Genomic DNA, 19,169 nt, shown 5'->3' with positions numbered 1-19,169 from the left:
ACATTGGTTAAATAATTTTCTTGCGTTCAATCTTATCGATATTTGCTAGCATCATACCGGTTCCTTTGGCAACACAGTTTTTTGGTTCTTCAGCAATAAGGACAGGAACTTTTAATTGTTCTGCTAGTAATTGATCAATACCATGAATAAGTGCGCCACCACCAGTTAAAATGACTCCGCGGTCAATTATATCCGCTGATAATTCAGGTGGTGTCCGTTCAAGAACTGATTTTGCTGCTTGGACGATGATAGAGACAGATTCTCGTAATGATTCTTCAATTTCTTTAGAGTGGATTGTCACGGTTCGTGGTAATCCTGTCACTAAATCACGACCACGAATATCCATGCTTTCGTCTCTTCCTTCTGGAAATACGGTCGCGACATTGATTTTAATATCTTCTGCTGTTCGTTCCCCAATGAGCAAGTTGTATTCCTTTTTTATGTATTGTAGAATATCTTGATCAATAGTATCTCCGGCCATTTTAATGGATTCAGATGTGACAATTTCACCCATTGATAAAACGGCTACATCAGTTGTTCCACCACCGATATCGATAACCATGTTCCCACTCGGTTGGAAGATTTCCATTCCAGCACCAATCGCTGCGACTTTCGGTTCTTCTTCTAGGTATACTTTTTTACCGCCGGATTTTTGGGCTGCTTCTTTAATCGCTTTTTGTTCTACTTTTGTAATGTTCGTCGGACAGCAAATAAGCATGCGTGGTTTAGATAAAAATCCGCGTACTTTAATCTTATTGATAAAATGTCTTAACATTGCTTCTGTGACGTCAAAATCTGCAATAACACCATTTTTCAGCGGACGAATGGCTTCGATATTTCCAGGCGTACGCCCAACCATACGGCGTGCTTCTTCGCCCACTTCTAAAACTCTTCCAGTCGTTCGATCCATAGCCACGACGGCAGGCTCGTTCAAAACAATTCCTTTTCCTTTAACATGAATTAACACATTGGCCGTTCCAAGGTCAATTCCGATATCTCGCGAAAACATCGTCTGGTTCCTCCTAATTATCTTCATTTCGCCTGTAAACTATATATGCAACTAATATCATATTTTACCACAAATTGAAACAATTAAGTGCATAATATCCAAGAAACTTTAGATAAATTGTAAAGAATTGTCGTTTTTTTAGTTACTGGGGAATTTCGGATCCGATGTTGAGGATTTTTGGCTAAATTAAATGAAGATAAATATGAACAAAAGGCTATTTAATTAGGATTTCAGTAAAAAATGGAACGGCGGCATCCATTTCATCTATTCGTTGTGATAAGTGCAAATATCGCTGGGTGACAGGAGCTGAAGTTACTTAAGGTTTTTTCTTCGTTAAACTGAACAGATCATTGAAGCGGATGTTGATTTTTGATAATTAGTGAGTATTTGGTTCGTTCGTAAATAATTGAAAAAGCTTGTAGGGAAAAGATTTTCCTACAAGCAGAAAGGAAACTGTTGTTTTATTTTTTGTTGTCAGGAGAAAGATTGACTTCAAGCATTCATTGTGATGTGGCTTCTGTTTCTCGTTTCTTTTCCAATGATTTCAGTTTATACTTTTGTCGTGTCGCTTCACCTCCTCTAAGATGTCGTATTGATTTGTGATACTCAAGGATTTCTTTTACTTTCGCCGCAAGCTCAGGATTTATTTCAGGTAATCGTTCTGTTAAATCCTTATGAACTGTGCTTTTAGACACACCAAATTCTTTCGCAATTTTCCGGACTGTCTTCCTCGTCTCCACATAATAAAACCCGATTCGAAGCGTCCTTTCTTTGATGTAATCGTGCACACCGTTCTCCTCCCTATGATGTCATTAATTCTGAGGTGTGGAGTGAGACAAGGTTAGTTAATGATGCTGTTTTCAGATTGCTTTTTTTCATAAGTCATATGACATGGTGGCTCAACATCGCTCTAGGAACAGACTCTCTTAGCGACTGCTTTACAGGACATTTTTGAATGAGTCAAAATTAACATCATGAAAAATAAAAGATAAACATGCTATGAGTACTAAAAGAAAATGTAATATGTATCTCAATTAATGAAAATTAACTTTCACATATAGCCACACAAGCTTCACCTCAGATGATAATCGTGTACTTGGTTTGTAATATTTTATTATTGGATTTCTAAGATTATGATTAATTTTGGTGGTGGGGGGAATTTTGTTTTTTGAGATGAGAGTTTTTGACCTTGGTTTGGTGTGGTTATTCTATCGCTGGATTTTGAGGCGCAGCGCGCAATTTTCGGGGTGTACTGCTCGATTCTAATCTACGGTGGTGGAGCGATTTTGGCCCGGGATTGCGCGATTGTTTTTCTAAACGAAAAAAATCCCGAATCACAGATGGATTCGGGATTTTACCAATCATATTATTGATCTTGTTTTTCTTCTTTATCTGTTTGGTTTGTTTCGTCGTGGTCTGTGTCTTCGGTTTCTGGTGTTTCATCTGCTTTATCTTCGTCTGTTGGATTGTCCTCGTTCTCATCAGCAGGGTTGTCACCATTTTCATCAGCGTCAACTGGATTTTCTCCTTCGTCCTTTTTGACAACCTCATCTAATTTACTTACTGGTTGGTTGAAGTAAAGTTCTGGGTTGACTTCTTTGTCGTTCTTTCTTAATTCAAAATGGACGTGGTTACCATGGTCTTTTCCAAATAAGTTTTTTCCCGCTGTGCCGAGGACATCACCTTGTTTAATTTTCTCACCGACTTTGACATCAACATCAGCGAGACTCGCATAATAGGTCATAACATCGTTCCCGTGATCTAAGCTGACGACATTTCCAAGGAGTGGATCTTCTTTGACTTCGGAAACGGTTCCACTTAAAGCAGCGAGTACTTCAAATGTTTCACCATTTTCTGCAACAAGGTCAATTCCAGTACTTTGATAATAGCGACTATTGTGGTAAACTAATGCGGCTAGACGGTCTTTTTGATCTGCATCATAGTCATAAAATTTCGTAGCTACTTCCATTTGTGCACCGTCTTTGACTGGCATTTTAATGACTTCATCTTGATCAACGACAGGTACTGCCTCTTGATTATGTTCATTTGGCTTGTAGAGATCTCCTTCAGCCTCTGGTTGTTGCTTATTTCCACCTTGGAACCAAATAACTAGAGTTAACAGAAGGGCTGCAGCACCTAGATAAACCGCTGGAAAAAACCACTTTTTACGATACAGGCGACTCCATGCATTTTTAGGAGTGCCTTTATTTTCTTCTTTCATATTCATCACCTCAGCAACCATTCTGTTCAGAAAACTTATAAACTATACCTCTATCATCAATTTTTTTACGATTTTCATAAGTTTTGTTACAAAATGTTGCTTTGGCGCTGATTATGGGGGGGAATTTTTTCAAAAACAACTATAGATTACTAGGTGATGATGTGCTAGTTTTAATTGTCATTAAAAAGCTTGTAGGAATGAATCATTCCTACAAGCTTTAGACTTACGCATCTCGACGTTTATATATTATAAATGTTGAACCTATCAATATGAGGCTACCACCAACAAATAAAAAATTATACGTTTGGGTAGAGGTGTTGGGTAATTTTTTACCATTCTGTCCTTTTCCCTTATATTTTGCTTGATCATTGGCACGCTTGTTCTTGTTTTGAGGTCCTTTATGCTGACCTTTGTTCTTATTTTTGTTTTTATTACCTTTACCTTTGTCTTTATTTTTATGATCTTTATCTTTTTTACCATTGTTCTTATCTTTGTCTTTATGACCAGGTGGGACTGGGTTTTTTTGTTTGTCATCCTGATCATCTTTTGCATATTTATAGGTGATCGTTGTTGTACCAGCTATGATTGTACCTGTTGCCTCGCCATCTACTTCAACAAGTGAATAGCCGTCAAGTTCTAATGGTTTTGTAACGTATGTTTCTCCAACGTTTAAATCCGTTTGTTTGATAACTGATAACTCACGCACTTCTTGACCGGTTTCATCTATTTCGATATGGCGAATAATGAGTGAACCTGTTTGTACATCTTGTTTAACTGTATAGTTAAATGTTGTCACATCACTTGGTAAAAATCCATCTTTAATAGCAACCGCTTTAATTAACATATCTTCTGTTACGACAATTGGCTCATCATATGGTGTGCCGTTTGCTGCTGTTGGTTCGGTTCCATCTGTTGTGTAGTAAATGATGGCATCTTCTGTCGCTGTCATTAATTCGATTTCGGTACCTAAGTCTACTTCACCTGATTCATGTGATGCAATGACTGTGGCTACTTGTTCTGTTGGTTCTTCATTAGCCGTCAAGTCAATTTGTGCTAAGACGGGTTCATGGTCACTTGCTCGACCATGCATTGGTGTGAAATCCGCATTGATATGCAAGATGTCAACCTCGGTCTGCATAGCAAGATGATTTGATACAAGAATATGATCTAACACTTGAGAGTTTCCTTGATAGATATACGTATAGCGTTCGTTTTCCGGAACAAAGTCTATCATATTCGTTAGTTCTTCGCCTTTTAGTGTTTGCAATGGATTAGAAAACTCGAAGTCATTCATATCCCCTAAGACGATGACATTTTCTTCTGGGTTATCTGCTTTAATTTCCTTTATAAAATTGTTAATTAACGCTGCTTGTTTCATACGTTGTGTTTCGCTTTTTAATTGTGGTGGTTGGTGTTTACCGAATAATGGTTGGTCACCACGTTTGGAATTCAAATGATTAGCAACAACGACAACACTCTCACCAGCAAATTCAAATTGGGCAGCGAGTGGTTTTCGTGAATTCATAAAAGCCTCATCTGTCGGGCTAATCCGACCTGGGTTAAGTGACAGTTCACCGTTTTCATACGTAGTGGTATCTGTTGCGCTTCCCGATGCGCCATCTTTTAATGACACACGTTCAGGATTATAAATAAAACCGACTCTAATATTACTATTCGGTGCACCACCGTCTTCATTGTATGCTGGATTAATGTTGACATAATCATATGTTGGTCCACCTGCTTCTTCAATGACTTCAATGAGTCTTTGATATGTTTCAGATGCGTCTGCATTATTAGGGCCTGCTTCTGTTCCATTATTATCTTGAATTTCAGTTAAGCCAATAATATCTGGTGATTGCATATCTTGGACGATGGCTCTAGCGATATTGTTTGCCTTTTCATGTGATGTTTCTTGCGTATTAGCTGAGAAGTTTTCAACATTATAGGCTGCAACTGATAATTTTTCCTCGTCTTTTTCAATTTTTGTTTGCTTTGGCTCAGTTGAACCTTCTTGAAAAACTGCTTCGACATCAGCTAAATCAGCATACACTTTATAATTTTGGAAGCCGTAATTGACAACACCTGTGACTGGCCCTGTCAATTGGTCACCCGTTTTCACTTTGAAGCCGCGTGCTGTCACATTCGGATGTAATTTAAATTGAATGAACTGGGCGTTCGCTTTATCTTCTTTTAGACGGATACCACCATGAATCGTTTCAGTTGCAAATTCTTCTGTTGCAACAACGAGATCTCCATGTTGTTGTGGTGCAATGGCTTTAGATGGTGCGACTTCGACACGCATCCCCTCTAAACTTTCCCAAAAATCAATCGCATTTAATTCAGGATCAAATGTTGAAAATCCATCTGGACCAATCATTCGTTCTGGAATATCAATAGATGTTATCGTTTCGGGTGCCGGTAAGTCGACATTGCTTTCAACAACTTCGATACTTCCTCCACGATCATCACGGGCATTGATTTGTGTCACTGACAAATCCGTTTGTTGGCGATCATCATAACCGTCAATATAGTATTCATCAACTTTCCCTTCAACTACAACACGGTCACCAACTGATATATTCTCTGCTCTTCCAGTATAAATAATAATCGCTTCGGACGTATGCGGGTTATCATCGTAATTTTCTTCCTCAGCTTGCATATGGAAGTAATGGGAACCACGAATATTGTACGTGTAAGTGACGATTCCTTCAATATCTGTAACAACAGTGCCTTTTAATGGTGATTCATGACCAGCACCTTGGATATCATGGATTTGCATTTTCTTAGCAGGATCATAAACGGTATAAACAAAAGTTGTTACTTCACTTGCCTTTTGTCCGTCTTTAATCGCAATCGCTTTAATTGTTGTGTCCTCTGATATTTCAAGTGGTTGCTGATATCGTTCACCATTTGTATCTGAGGGATCGGTGCCATCCAATGTATAATAAATTTGTGCCCCTTCAGTGTTAGACTTCAATGCAACTTCAGTACCAATTGGAACTTCCCCTTGGCTCGGTGTCGCATAAACCGGTCGTACACGTGATTCATCTTGAATAATATCTTGTTGATTACGCGGAATGATTTGGTATATATCATCGAATTGCGTGATGATGCCTGTTATGGAATCATAAGTTGTTCCGATTTCCAAACCGAGATTGTCTTGTTCGTCTCTTACAACGAATTCTGTGCCGTCTGTTGCTTCATAATTCGCCCAGCCATTGCCTTGTTGATCGGCTGTCAATGTGACACGTTTCACTGTAACGAGTTTTGATTCATTTTCTTCATTGTTGACGTCTTCACCTGTTACGATTTTCGCTGCAACAGCTCGTTTTCCATGTTTTTCTTCGATTGTTGTTTGGTCTAGTTGTAAGAGATTGCGATATTCTTGTAGTGTTCCTGAAACTGATACCTCATCACCGATTTCGACATCTAAATTTGGTGGACGGATGGCTAATGCCGCTGTATCATCTTGAATGTGAATCGTATTCTTTAGCTTAGCCGTGACAACACCTTTAACTTTCACGTCGCCAGTCTGTTGATCACGAGCTTCTTTAATCGTTATCAGCTCTAGTTCTTCACCAGGGTCTGGTGCTTCTGTATCATCTACAAAAGTCATAGCTGATGGAGACTTTAATCCGGGTTTAGTAAAGTATGGTTCTAGACTACCTGTTACTTGCACCTTTTTTCCGAGGTTATCTGGATTGGACTGAAGACCAAATTCCGCCCGGAAACTTTTTGCTATTTGTACAAATAACATGTTATCAAGATTTGTTTCAGTTGGGCTTGAAGCGATGGCCATGTTTGTATCGGCTGTAAATTCAGATGGATCATTCGTAACATTTGTCTGGCTCTTAATAAATCCAACAACATAACCTTCGACTGTTTTTGTACCGCTATTATTTGCAATCGCTTCTTCTACAGAAATAACGCCTTCATTTGCTTGTGTCGGTGAAACAAATGCTAAATTAGAGATTAATAATACGATGATTGATACGTACGCGAGCAATTTTTGCTGACGTCTGTGAAATGCCGTTTTTCGCATGCATCTATCTCCTTTGAATGATTTAGAAAAAAAGGGCCTTTTATACAATTGGAATAAAAGGCCTTGTCTATTTTTAGTTCGTTTTAAATTTACGATATATAACGATGCTTGCACCAATGATTAGTAAAATGGCGCCATAAAGCATGAAGTTATACATTTGTGTTGCTGTGTTTGGTAGTTTATTTCCACCTGTTCCATCGTTTGTTTTGTTCGTGTCGTTCGTTGATGGTTTCGGATCATTTGTGTTGTCGTTTTTGTTATTTGTTCCGTTACCACCATCTTTTTGGTCGTCATGATCATTTCCTTTGTCAGATCCCTTACCTTTATCTTTGTTGCCATCGTCTTTGTTGTTATCGTCATTTGGATCTGTTGGTTCTTTTGAATCTTGTTTAATTGTAAATGTAAATTCTGCTACGTCACTTGGTAAATAGCCGTGTTTAAGAGCAATCGCTTTAATGGTGACATCGCGATCAATCTCTATTTGACCGTCGTACAGATAACCATTTGTTTCGGATGGATCTGAACCGTTCATCGTATAGTAGATTGTTGCATCTTTAGTAGCTGTTGTTAACCCAATCATTGTTCCTGCTTCAACTTCTGTTGCTTCAGGCGAGATTTCAATTGGTGCGACTTGCCCCCATACGATTTCATCACGGGCAATGTCGATAATACGTCCTTCACGAACAGGATCGACTTGACCATCTAAATATTCTTCATTTACCATATAATCCTTTAATTGCTCCCAATCAATTTCTCCGATATTTGTTACACGACCTTCAGCATAGGCTTTAGCAAAAGTATTATATCCGTCGCCACCCATTGCTGTAAATTGATTCGTTGTAATCATATATTCTTTATTCTCTTCAATCGGTACGTATGTGTCGCCTTCTTTAACTTCCATGACTAGGACACGGCTTCCGGCTTCTTGTGCACTATCATATTTATAGCGCATGCCTGATACATGTAAAAAGCCACCGTTTTCTCCTGGTGCAAGGCGAACACTATGTTCTAAAATTTCTTTTAGCTCAGCTCCTGTCAGTGTCACAACAACAGGGTCGTTTCCGAATGGAAGGACACTAATGATCTCGCCAGTCGTAATTGGTCCTTTATTAATTGGCGCACGAATGCCACCACCATTTTGAAGAGCAATGACTGTTTTTGGGAACTTCTCTTTTGCTTTTGCTAACATGGCATCTGTTACTAAGTTGCCAAGTTCTGTTTCATTTGCACGAACACTGTCGTCACCTGATTTTTCTTGACGTGGATTTGGTAAATCTTTTTTTGCTTCTGCTCCACTTGGTTTATTTTTCAATTGTTCTATATCATCACTAAATTCCTTTAAAGCCTCCGCTGCCTCTGGATCATCAGCTTTATCTTCTGTTGCAATTAATACGCCGGAATGCTCTGTAATCACACCGTTCTCATCAAATGTGACATCTAATTTCCCTAAATTCTCTGCGTATTGTCCTGCTTGAACGATAACAGTTGGTTCTTTACCTTCAATAACAGTTGGCTCAGTTAATTTCGTATGGGAATGACCGCCAACAATAATATCGATTCCTTCTACTTGTTCAGCAAGGACTAAATCATTTCCGACTGCTGGGTTACTGTCATAACCTAGATGTGTGACGGCAATAATTTTATTAATACCGACTTCTTCAAATTGCTTTACAGCTTCTTTAGCTTCTGCTATATAATTGAGAAATTGTACTTGTACAGCACTGGAAATCGCTGGCGTATCTTCTGTTGTCAAACCGAGAATACCAATTTTTTCTCCATCAATTTCTTTAACGATACTGTGATATGTTTTTCCGCCTTCTGGATTTTCGACGAATTTTCCTGGATTCTCAACGAGGCTTACCATATAAGGATCGCTTGAAAAGTCTAAGTTCGTCCCTAGTAATGGGAAATTTGCTCCTGCTACAAATTCCGCTAATGATTTATGACCACCTTCACTAGAACCTCTATCAAACTCATGGTTTCCATAAACCATCGCATCAAAGCCCATCAGGTTCATAAGGGCTAAGTCTGCTTGTCCACTAAATTCATTGAAGTAAAGCGTTCCTGAAAACACATCCCCTGCATGTAAAAGTACTGTGTTTTCTTTTTCAGCGCGAACTTGTTTAATGGCTGTCAACATCTTTGGTAATGCTTCAACATGTGCATGGGTATCGTTCATATGCATGACCGTTAAGTCAAACTCATTTGCCCCAGCTTCTTCTGCTAATGCATGAAGAGGCATGAACGATACAATGAGTAAAATCGACAATAGTAGATTGAGAGATGCTTGATAAATCTTGTTTTTCCTCACGAATGTTCCTCCTTGTTTTTATTATCCCTACTTCAGTCTAGCAAAGCTGTATTAAACAAAAGTCAATAGAGTGTAAAATCTGTGTTAACTTTCTTAAAATTATCATGATTATTTTTATATTTCAAGGCAATTTGGAGTGTTTTCTTATGATTCGAAATAAAGGTGTTTTTGTACTAGGACTATAGAAGTAGATATATAGATTGGAAATTAACGGCTCCATCTGTCACGTGAAGAAGTGAACGGTTCAAAGAAAAAATCGCACAATCTCAGATGCAAAATTGCGCGATTACTAGAATAAGCATATCTAATGTAGGCTATTTACTTCTTCGTTAAGAGTGCCGGGGCAGATTCATCGATGGAACTGATTTCGACATCCTTATAGTAATATTTGACTATCTCATCATAGGTTTTGCCTTCCTTTGCCATCCCATTTGCACCGTATTGACTCATACCGACCCCATGCCCGAATCCTTTTGTTTTAAAAATGAGATAGTCGCCTTTTTGCGTAACGGTGAAATCATTGGATCGTAAGTCGAGTCGTTCACGAACATCGCGACCAGTCAATGTTTTTTCGCCGATTTTCAAGTTTTTTACACGTTGGCTCTTTGTTCGGGTTACTGTAATCGGGAGGGGTGTTCCCAGTTGTAAAGGAATATCTAATAAACGCGATACTTCTTGAATTGAGATTGTTTTTTGGTCTAAAAATTTGGGGGAGTCTTTATCCCATGGACTTTTAACACTTCTCAAATATGGAAGTTTATTATCCCAGTAGTCTTCTGAATTCTCGGTGTAGCCGTTACTTGTGGAAAAATAGGCTGGAAAAATAGGTGTTTCATTATAAGTTAAAATTTTTCCTCGCGTTGCTTGAACAGCTTCATTAATTTTACTCATTTTTTCATGATAGGTGTCACCCCATCTCTCCCTTAGTTCTGTTTCATCTTGAAACACTTGGTCCGATGTCGTATCGGTTACATCCGCTTCTGATTGGTTATGTAACATTTGATTAACGACATATGTTCTTGCGGTGAGTGACTGAGCTTTTAGTGCTTCGAGTTCAAATTCTGCGGGCATTTCACTCGCGACGACATGTGAGACATATGTTTCTAACGGGATATTCTCAATATCTTTAGTCTGTTTACGCATGACAGAAACGGTGATGGCGTCTGCTTCACTATTTTTTATTGGTTTTATCTCAATATCTTCTTTAGCAGGTGTCACTTGCTCTTTTGATTGTGATGGTATGACAATGATTGTAGGGATGATGAGCACGATGGCAATAATACATAAAAACGCAAGAACAGGCATGAATGTAAATAAACGATTTGGCTTCGGACGTAGACTACGAATCTTTTTCGACTTTTTTGGTGACCATTGTTTCAATTTGTTCTCCTCCTTGTTTCGATTTTTCATTCAGTATGGTAGTAGCTCTATTATCTTTACTATTTAATGTATACAGATAGGACATTTAATAGAACAATTTTCTTGGAATTCGTCTCTTCCATATAGATGATTTCTAAAACTTAACTGTCTGTTGTTATTGAGGTATGTAATGGCATTACCCTTTAATTGGCACAAAAAAAGACGCCTGATTAGTCAACATTATCTAATCAGCGCCTCAACATATATTCTATTAAAAAAAATCATCAACTCTGCTTAATCATAACAAGTAAAGCACGATTTAAGCGAAGTTTTATCAGACAACGCTAAAATCCTTATCGTTACCTGTCTGTCCCTGAATCTTTACTTTAGGTCCATTTTCATTATATAAATGACAAGCGACAAAATGATTCGGTTTAGCTTCTTGCCAAGTCGGTGCTTTTTGAGCGCAAATATCCATCGCAACAGGGCAACGCGTACGAAATACACATCCACTTGGTGGGTCAATCGGACTCGGTAATTCACCCTCAAGGATGATGCGTTCGCGTTTTTCTTCAATGTCTGGGTCTGGTATTGGAATGGCTGATAAGAGTGCTTTTGTATACGGATGTAATGGGTCATCATATAATGTATGGCTTTCGGTTAATTCGACAAGATGACCGAGATACATCACACCAATACGGTCTGAGATATGTTTAACCATCGACAAGTCATGTGCGATAAACAGAAATGTGAGCCCTTTTTCCGTTTGTAAGTTTTTAAGGAGATTAACGACCTGGGCTTGTACGGATACATCTAAGGCGGAAATCGGTTCATCAGCAATAATAAATTCAGGGTCTAATGCTAAAGCGCGGGCAATCCCGATGCGTTGGCGTTGTCCGCCACTAAATTCATGGGGATAGCGATTAGCATGATTGCGGTTTAAACCGACTTCTTCAAGTAGTTGATCCACCCGTTCGTTTTGTTTGCGTTTATCCTTATACATTTGATGTACTTCCATCGGTTCTGAAATGATTTCTCGTACGGTTAACCGAGGATTGAGTGATGCGTATGGATCTTGGAAAATCATTTGCATTTCACTATACAGTGTTAATTTTTCCCGTTCATTTAATGCATGCACATTTTTTCCTTTAAACATGACATGACCTGCAGTTTTGTTGTATAACCCCATAATCGTTCGGCCGATTGTTGATTTACCACAACCTGATTCACCGACTAAGCCAAATGTTTCTCCTTTATATACATGGAATGTGATATCATCAACGGCTTTTAATAGTTTGCCTCGGTCCATTGGGAAGTATTTTTTTACATGATTGACTTGTAAAATTTTTTCTCGATGTATGTAATCGGACATATTATTCACCTATTCTGTTTATATTTCTATAAAATGAAAACAAGGAGATTGTCAAAAGTAAGACAATCCCTTGTTTTGCGTATTAATTTTTATCAGCATATTTTAAGTCAAGATAGCCCACTGGATGACGGATAAGCCCTGTGACACCATCGGCTTCTAATGCGACGATGTTATAGTAACGAATTGGCATGGCGATCATTTCGTCAGCAAGCATTTTTTCTGCTTCATGTAAATACTTCCAACGCTTTTCTTCATCGGCTTCTGTTTTTCCTTTTTGGATGAGTTCATCGTATTCTTTGCTAGAAAAACCTGTCCGGTTCATGTATGAGTCGGTTATAAAGCTTTCTAGGAAGTTGACTGGGTCACTATAGTCATTGATAAATGAACTTCTTGAAAATTGAAGCTCTAGATTCATCTGTGCTTCTGAAAAGACGTTCCATTCTTGATTTTCTAGTTTAACTTCAACGTCCAAATGTTCGCTGAGCATATTTTGGACCGTTTCAGCGACCGCTTTGTTTGTATCACTCGTGTTATAGCTTAACGTAATTTCTGGTAATTCATCATATCCTTCTTCTTTCATACCTTCTTCTATTAGTTGCTTCGCTTTGTCTGCATCAAATGTCACAAGATCACCATTTCCTTCTCGGAAGTCTTTTCCGTCTGGACCGGTAAACCCAGGTGATACAAAACCATAAGCTGGTTTGACACCATTTTTGACAACAAATTCAGCAATTTCATCACGATTCACAGCATATGCAAATGCTTGGCGAATTTTTTTGTTTTGGAATGGCTCTTTTTCAATATTAAATCGGTAAAATTCTAATCCACCTTGGTCACCGATATAGACATTATCCCCACCAATGAGTTCATCAGATAGTTCTGCTGGTATGCCAGTGACATCTAATTCACCACTAACGAACATTTGATATGGTGTATTTTCATCATTGACCATTGCCCAATGTATTTTATCTAGTTTCACAACATCTTTATCCCAATAGTGGTCATTCTTTACGAAGACCATTTCTTCTTCATGTTTCCATGATTCAAATGCGAACGGTCCATTTGATACAAATGAATCTGCTTCAGCATGCCACTTCGGATTTTCTTCGGCTACTTTATGGTTAATTGGGAAGAAGGCTGGATTCGTTAATAAGTCTAGGAAAAACCCTGTCGGTGCTGTTAACACAACTTCTAACGTTTTCTCATCTTTCGCGCTTACCAACACATCATCTGCTGAACCTTTTCCATCGTTATACGCTTCAGCCCCTTCAATAAAGTAAGCTAGGAATGCGGCTGGTGATGCGGTATCTGGATCTAACATATGCTTCCATGCGAATGCAAAGTCTTCCGCTACAACAGGGTCACCATTCGACCATTTCGCATCTTCACGAATATGGAAGGTATATGTTTTACCATCTTCTGAGATATCCCATTTTTCAGCGGTTGCGGCTTGAGGTTGGGAATCTTCATCGAGGCGTGTTAATCCTTCCATTAAGTTGTTTAATGGTGTCCATGATACCGAGTCAAACCCGATTGACGGGTCTAATGATTTCGGTTCTGTACCGTTGTTCAAGCGGAGTACCTTTTCCCCTTGTTCATCGTTTTTTCCTTCGTTATCATCTTTCTTACCGTCGTCTGTCTGTTTTGGCTTATCTGGTTCACCAGAATCTGTGGCTGTTGTACACGCTCCTAAACCGAAAGTCAACACAACTGCTAATAAAAGAAGTACCCATTTCTTCATTATGATTTCCCCCTTTGTTTATTCATTGGCCATCATAGCCAATAATGGTTTTGCGCGTTCATCTTGAAGCCAGCAATTCACGGTATGTGAATCGGTACGCTTCGTCTGAACAGGAAATACTTTATTACACACCTCCATGGCATATGGACATCTTGCTGCAAACGGACATCCAATTGGAGGTGAGAATAAATCTGGTGGTGTGCCATCAATTGGTTCGAGTTTTTCGCCTGCTAAATCGAGGCGTGGCACAGAACGGAGTAACCCTTTCGTATATGGGTGTTGTGGGTGATAAAAAATATCCCGTTTTTCCCCGGTTTCAATCATCTTACCAGCGTACATGACTGCAATGCGATCCGCTATTTTAGCAACAACACCTAAGTCATGGGTAATTAATATAATCGATACACCTGTTGCTTTTTGAATTTTTTCAAACAACTCAAGAATTTGCGCTTGAATCGTAACATCAAGTGCTGTCGTCGGTTCATCGGCAATGAGAAGTTCTGGTTCACATATAAGTGCCATTGCGATGACGATACGCTGTCTCATCCCACCACTAAATTGGTGTGGATACTGTTTTAAACGTTCTTTTGGATTCGGTATCCCGACAATTTCCATCATTTCGAGTGCTTTTTCAGTTGCCTTTTCTTTTGAAATGTTTTGATGTTGGCGTAACCCTTCTGTTAGCTGTGTCCCTATCGTTAGCGTTGGGTTTAGCGCTGTCATCGGGTCTTGGAAAATCATCGATATATCAACACCACGGATGGAGCGCATCTTTTTTTCTGAGAGCTTTGTTAAATCAACGCCTTTAAAATAAATATTACCGGCTGTTATTTTTCCAGGTGGATTGGGGATTAAGCGCATGATTGCGTTAGAGGTGACGCTTTTCCCACAGCCTGATTCCCCAACAATCGCTAATGTTTCACCTTTATTTAAATGAAAATCAACACCACGCACCGCTTTTACAGTACCACCATAAGTTGAAAAGGTGACATGGAGGTTGTTTACTTTTAGAATAGGATCTTCTGTTTTCGTCATGGTGCCACCTACTTTCTTAATTTCGGATCAAGAGCGTCTTGTAGCCCATCCCCTAATACATTAAATGCAAACATTGTAAATGATATGAAAAATGCTGGGAAAAATAAGGTCCACCAATTCCCTGATAGAATAGCACCTAATGAATCGTTTGCCATCACACCCCAGCTCGCATATGGTGCTTGAATACCTAATCCTAAAAAGCTAAGGAAGGCTTCGGCGAATATAGCTGATGGAACTGTGAGTGTCATTTGGACGATGATGGGGCCCATTGTATTTGGTAATAAATGTCTTCGTATAATACGAGATGTCTTCGTCCCATACGATTGTGAAGCCATCACAAATTCATAGTTTTTAATTTGTAAGACTTGACCTCTTACAATTCGCGCCATTCCGACCCAGCCTGTAACAGTTAAGGCGATAATAATCGTTGTTAAACTTGGGCCTAAGACGACGAGTAATAAGATAACGACTAATAAGTAAGGTAGGCCGTATAGAATTTCAATAATACGCATCATGATGTTATCTGTACGACCGCCTTTATATCCAGAAATACCACCGTAGACAATGCCGATGACAACATCGATGAGCGCTGCCATTAAACCGACAAACAAGGAAATCCGCGCACCAAACCATGTGCGAGTGAAGACATCACGCCCTAAAGCATCTGTTCCAAACCAATGTTTTTTTGATGGTGGTTGATACTGATTTGGTAAATCTGCTTGGTTCACTTCATACGGTGAAAAGATTGGACCGAAGATGGCCATAAAGCCTAATAAAATAAGGAAAATTAATCCAAGCATCGCGAGTTTATTTTTTAATAGACGGCGCCAAGTATCTTGCCAATATGATAATGATGGTCTGGAGACGGCTTCGGCTTTTGCTTTATCTTGTTTGACTGGTTTAAACCAAGAATCAGGTATATTGTTTGTTGTAATGGCTTGTTTGTTTGCTTGATTCACTTTATTCACCGTCCTTCTGATGTACTTTAATTCGTGGATCTAATAGGCCGTAAACGATGTCAACGAGGAACAACATAACGATTAAAAAGGCACTATAAAAGACAGTCGTCCCCATTATGACGGGATAGTCACGGTGGTTAATACTTTCCACGAAATATTTACCCATACCTGGGATGGCGAATATTTTTTCAATCACAAATGTACCGGTCAAAATACCTGCTAATAATGTCCCCATTATGGTTACAACAGGCATGAGGGCATTTCTTAACGCGTGTTTAAAGATTATTTTCCATGGTGATAACCCTTTGGCTCGTGCCATTTTAATATAATCTTGTGTAAGAACATCGAGCATGGTTGATCGTGTTAATCGTGCGATAATCGCCATTGGACCTGTTGCCAGAGCAATGACTGGAAGAACCATATATTCTGGTCCTGCCCAAGTTGCAACGGGTAGAAGTTCCCTTTCAACGGCTAGTTTTTGGATAAGTAATGTTGCTAAAATAAAGTTCGGAATCGATATCCCTAATACAGCGATTCCCATTGCTAAATAGTCGATGATTCCGTTATGCCTTAAAGCGGCCAAAATGCCGAGGATAATTCCCGATATAACAGCGACAAAAATCGTGACGATTCCTAGTTCAAAAGAAATCGGAAAGCCTCGACCTAGTAAATCATTGACCGTTTGATTTGGCTGTGATATTGAAGGGCCAAAGTCCAAAGTCACGATTGATTTTATGTATAGTAAATATTGAATATGGTACGGTTGGTCTAAGTTATAATGTTTTTCTAAGTTTGCTTGTACCGTTTCATTGGACGATTGTTCACTGTTAAATGGTGAACCTGGAATGGATACCATCAGTACAAATGTTAAAGTAACGATAATCCATAAGGTGATGAGCATAATGAGCAATCGTTTTAACGTGTATCGTAACATATTTCCCCACTCCTAATGATGTCGTAATTTTAGAGCGTATGTTGTTTTTTGAAATCGAATTGGTTTGTTAGGGATACGCATGATTTTTTGTTTTGAATTGTGATCGTGTGATATCCCTAGCGCAGTGCCTTTTCGGTTTTGGCTCTATATTGGTGCCGTACCCGTTTTTGACATGTAATTGTTCGGCTCTAAATTGGTGCTGTGCCTCATTGTCTTTCGTATGATGATGCGTGCTTTGTATTCTGTGCGGGTCTTATACTTTTTGCAGATATTGATAAATCGATTCTCCTACTTCCATCAAATATGTTTTTGCCGTAAAGTCATTCATATTCTTTGATAAAGCAGTAGCGATTAGTTGACGGTTCCCTACATAAAATATTCCCACATCGTGACGGACTTTCGTTATATTGCCTGTTTTATTAGCAAGTTGCCATTTCGGAATGGCACCAACTATATTTGTTTCTTGTGGCGATGGCAGTTTGCCCCGAAAACCATCTTTAATCTGCTGCTTTTTCATGATTTCAATCATTTGTTCACAGGCGTGCTCGGAAACGAGTGCTCCTTGAGCAAGCTGTTTTAGTAAATGTGACACATCCTGAGCTGTTAAATGGTTAGTCCCAATGCGATTCACAGGGACTATCATTAATTTGTTATAACACGCACTTTGATTCATCTCCATTCGTCTCATTGTTTCCTGGATATAGTTGATATTTAACAGATCGATTAATATATTGGTTGCTGTGTTATCACTTTGGATAATCATGAGTGTAATCAAGTCATTAATCGTCATATTTGTACCTGGTGTCATATGTTGCAAAACACCACTCCCACCAACAAGGTCATCTTGCAATAATTGATATGTATCACTTAGGCGTATAATTTTATCTTCTGCCGCTTGAAATGCTGCGACCATAATTGGCAGTTTAATAATACTTGCTGCTGGAAATTGTTCCTGCTCATTGTATGTCCATTTTTCTTTCGTTTGTAAATCTTCAAGAACGATGCCCCACACTCCATCAGAATCCTTGATGATTTTTTCGATTTGTTGAGTTAATGCTCTCATTGCTTTCCCCTTAATTAACTTTGAGTTTTGTATTTCTGTTACAACCGCATCTTTCGTAAGCGGTTTCATAATTACTCTAAAAAAATACTTCCTGTCCTAAATAAGATTTCTAATTTTCTATCAATAATACCATATAATTTAATAAAAATAAAGCTTAAAATGGGAATTGTTTTTATTATGTTATGTTTTGGAAATATTCGCTTATAAAATTGAGTGAACTTCGCTTTTGAACGCTCAATGCGGTGTCTCGTGGCGATTTTCTACGGCGAGAGGCTGTATTGAAGCTTCAATGCGGTGTCTCATGGCGTTTTTCTACGGCGAGAGGTTGTATTGAAGCTTCAATGCGATGTCTCATAGCGACTTTCTACGGCGAGAGGCTGTATTGAAGCTTCAATGCGGTGTCTCACGAAGATCTCTGTACGCGAGAGCATCTATTGAACGCTCAATGCGGTGCCTCACGAAGATCTCTGTACGCGAGAGCATCTATTGAACGCTTAATGCGGTGTCTCATGAAGATTTCTGCGGGCGAAAGCATCTATTGAACGCTCAATGCGGTGCCTCACGAAGATCTCTGTGCGCGAGAGCATCTATTGAACGCTCAATGCGGTGCCTCACGAAGATCTCTGTGCGCGAGAGCATGCATTGAACGCTTAATGCGGTGTCTCACGAAGATTTCTGTGCGCGAGAGCATCTATTGAACGCTCAATGCGGTGCCTCACGAAGATTTCTGTGCGCGAGAGCATCTATTGAACGCTCAATACGGTGTCTCACGAAGATTTCTGTGCGCGAGAGCATGCATTGAACGCTTAATGCGGTGTCTCATGAAGATTTCTGCGGGCGAGAGCATGCATTGAACACTTAATGCGGTGCCTCACGAAGATCTCTGTGCGCGAGAGCATGCGTTGAACGCTTAATGCGGTGTCTCATGAAGATTTCTGCGGGCGAGAGCATCTATTGAACGCTCAATGCGGTGCCTCACGACGATCTCTGTGCGCGAGAGCATGCATTGAACACTTAATGCGGTGTCTCATGAAAATTTCTGCGGGCGAGAGCATGCATTGAACACTTAATGCGGTGTCTCATGAAGATTTCTGCGGGCGAGAGCATGCATTGAACGCTTAAT

The 19,169-nt window shown here is 39.3% G+C and carries 12 protein-coding genes; all 12 read right to left on the bottom strand.

Annotated features, from left to right (window positions below; genetic code table 11):
- Positions 1-7: 7 nt before the first annotated feature.
- The 12 genes from VIG73_RS06035 to VIG73_RS05980 all read right to left on the bottom strand — a co-directional run bounded on the left by VIG73_RS06035 (position 8) and on the right by VIG73_RS05980 (position 18,046).
- Complete coding sequence (locus VIG73_RS06035) at positions 8-1,009, bottom strand: rod shape-determining protein (RefSeq protein ID WP_331639993.1); 1,002 nt, start codon at positions 1,007-1,009, stop codon at positions 8-10.
- A gap of 500 nt (positions 1,010-1,509) precedes the next feature.
- Entirely contained in the window at positions 1,510-1,797 is a 288-nt protein-coding gene (gene spoIIID / locus VIG73_RS06030; protein WP_331639991.1) for a sporulation transcriptional regulator SpoIIID, read from the bottom strand.
- 578 nt (positions 1,798-2,375) lie between these two features.
- A complete protein-coding gene (locus VIG73_RS06025; protein ID WP_331639990.1) occupies positions 2,376-3,230 on the bottom strand; it encodes a M23 family metallopeptidase in 855 nt (284 codons plus the stop codon).
- A 223-nt stretch (positions 3,231-3,453) separates the two neighbouring features.
- Positions 3,454-7,272: a chitobiase/beta-hexosaminidase C-terminal domain-containing protein gene (locus VIG73_RS06020; RefSeq protein ID WP_331639989.1), complete on the bottom strand. Its 3,819-nt coding sequence runs from the start codon at positions 7,270-7,272 to the stop codon at positions 3,454-3,456.
- A 73-nt stretch (positions 7,273-7,345) separates the two neighbouring features.
- Positions 7,346-9,583 carry a 5'-nucleotidase C-terminal domain-containing protein gene (locus VIG73_RS06015; RefSeq protein ID WP_331639987.1) on the bottom strand — a complete coding sequence of 746 codons (2,238 nt, stop codon included), beginning with the start codon at positions 9,581-9,583 and terminating at the stop codon, positions 7,346-7,348.
- Positions 9,584-9,901: 318 nt separating this feature from the next.
- A complete protein-coding gene (gene spoIID, locus VIG73_RS06010) occupies positions 9,902-10,963 on the bottom strand; it encodes a stage II sporulation protein D (RefSeq protein ID WP_331639985.1) in 1,062 nt (353 codons plus the stop codon).
- Between the two features lie 313 nt (positions 10,964-11,276).
- On the bottom strand, positions 11,277-12,314 hold the full coding sequence (locus tag VIG73_RS06005) for an oligopeptide/dipeptide ABC transporter ATP-binding protein (protein ID WP_331639983.1): 1,038 nt from the start codon (positions 12,312-12,314) through the stop codon (positions 11,277-11,279).
- Positions 12,315-12,396: 82 nt separating this feature from the next.
- The gene (locus tag VIG73_RS06000; RefSeq protein ID WP_331639981.1) at positions 12,397-14,055 is read right to left on the bottom strand and encodes a peptide ABC transporter substrate-binding protein; all 1,659 of its coding nucleotides are present in this window, start codon (positions 14,053-14,055) and stop codon (positions 12,397-12,399) included.
- 18 nt (positions 14,056-14,073) lie between these two features.
- Positions 14,074-15,090 carry an ABC transporter ATP-binding protein gene (locus VIG73_RS05995; protein WP_331639979.1) on the bottom strand — a complete coding sequence of 339 codons (1,017 nt, stop codon included), beginning with the start codon at positions 15,088-15,090 and terminating at the stop codon, positions 14,074-14,076.
- Between the two features lie 8 nt (positions 15,091-15,098).
- Positions 15,099-16,025 carry an ABC transporter permease gene (locus VIG73_RS05990; protein ID WP_414648376.1) on the bottom strand — a complete coding sequence of 309 codons (927 nt, stop codon included), beginning with the start codon at positions 16,023-16,025 and terminating at the stop codon, positions 15,099-15,101.
- Between the two features lie 25 nt (positions 16,026-16,050).
- Complete coding sequence (locus tag VIG73_RS05985) at positions 16,051-16,983, bottom strand: ABC transporter permease (RefSeq protein ID WP_331639974.1); 933 nt, start codon at positions 16,981-16,983, stop codon at positions 16,051-16,053.
- Positions 16,984-17,236: 253 nt separating this feature from the next.
- The gene (locus VIG73_RS05980) at positions 17,237-18,046 is read right to left on the bottom strand and encodes a serine hydrolase (protein WP_331639972.1); all 810 of its coding nucleotides are present in this window, start codon (positions 18,044-18,046) and stop codon (positions 17,237-17,239) included.
- Between the last annotated feature and the right edge of the window lie 1,123 nt (positions 18,047-19,169).

It is taken from the genome of Cerasibacillus sp. (assembly GCF_036516575.1).
GTDB lineage: Bacteria > Bacillota > Bacilli > Bacillales > Amphibacillaceae > Cerasibacillus.
This window is presented reverse-complemented; position numbering and strand designations above follow the sequence as displayed.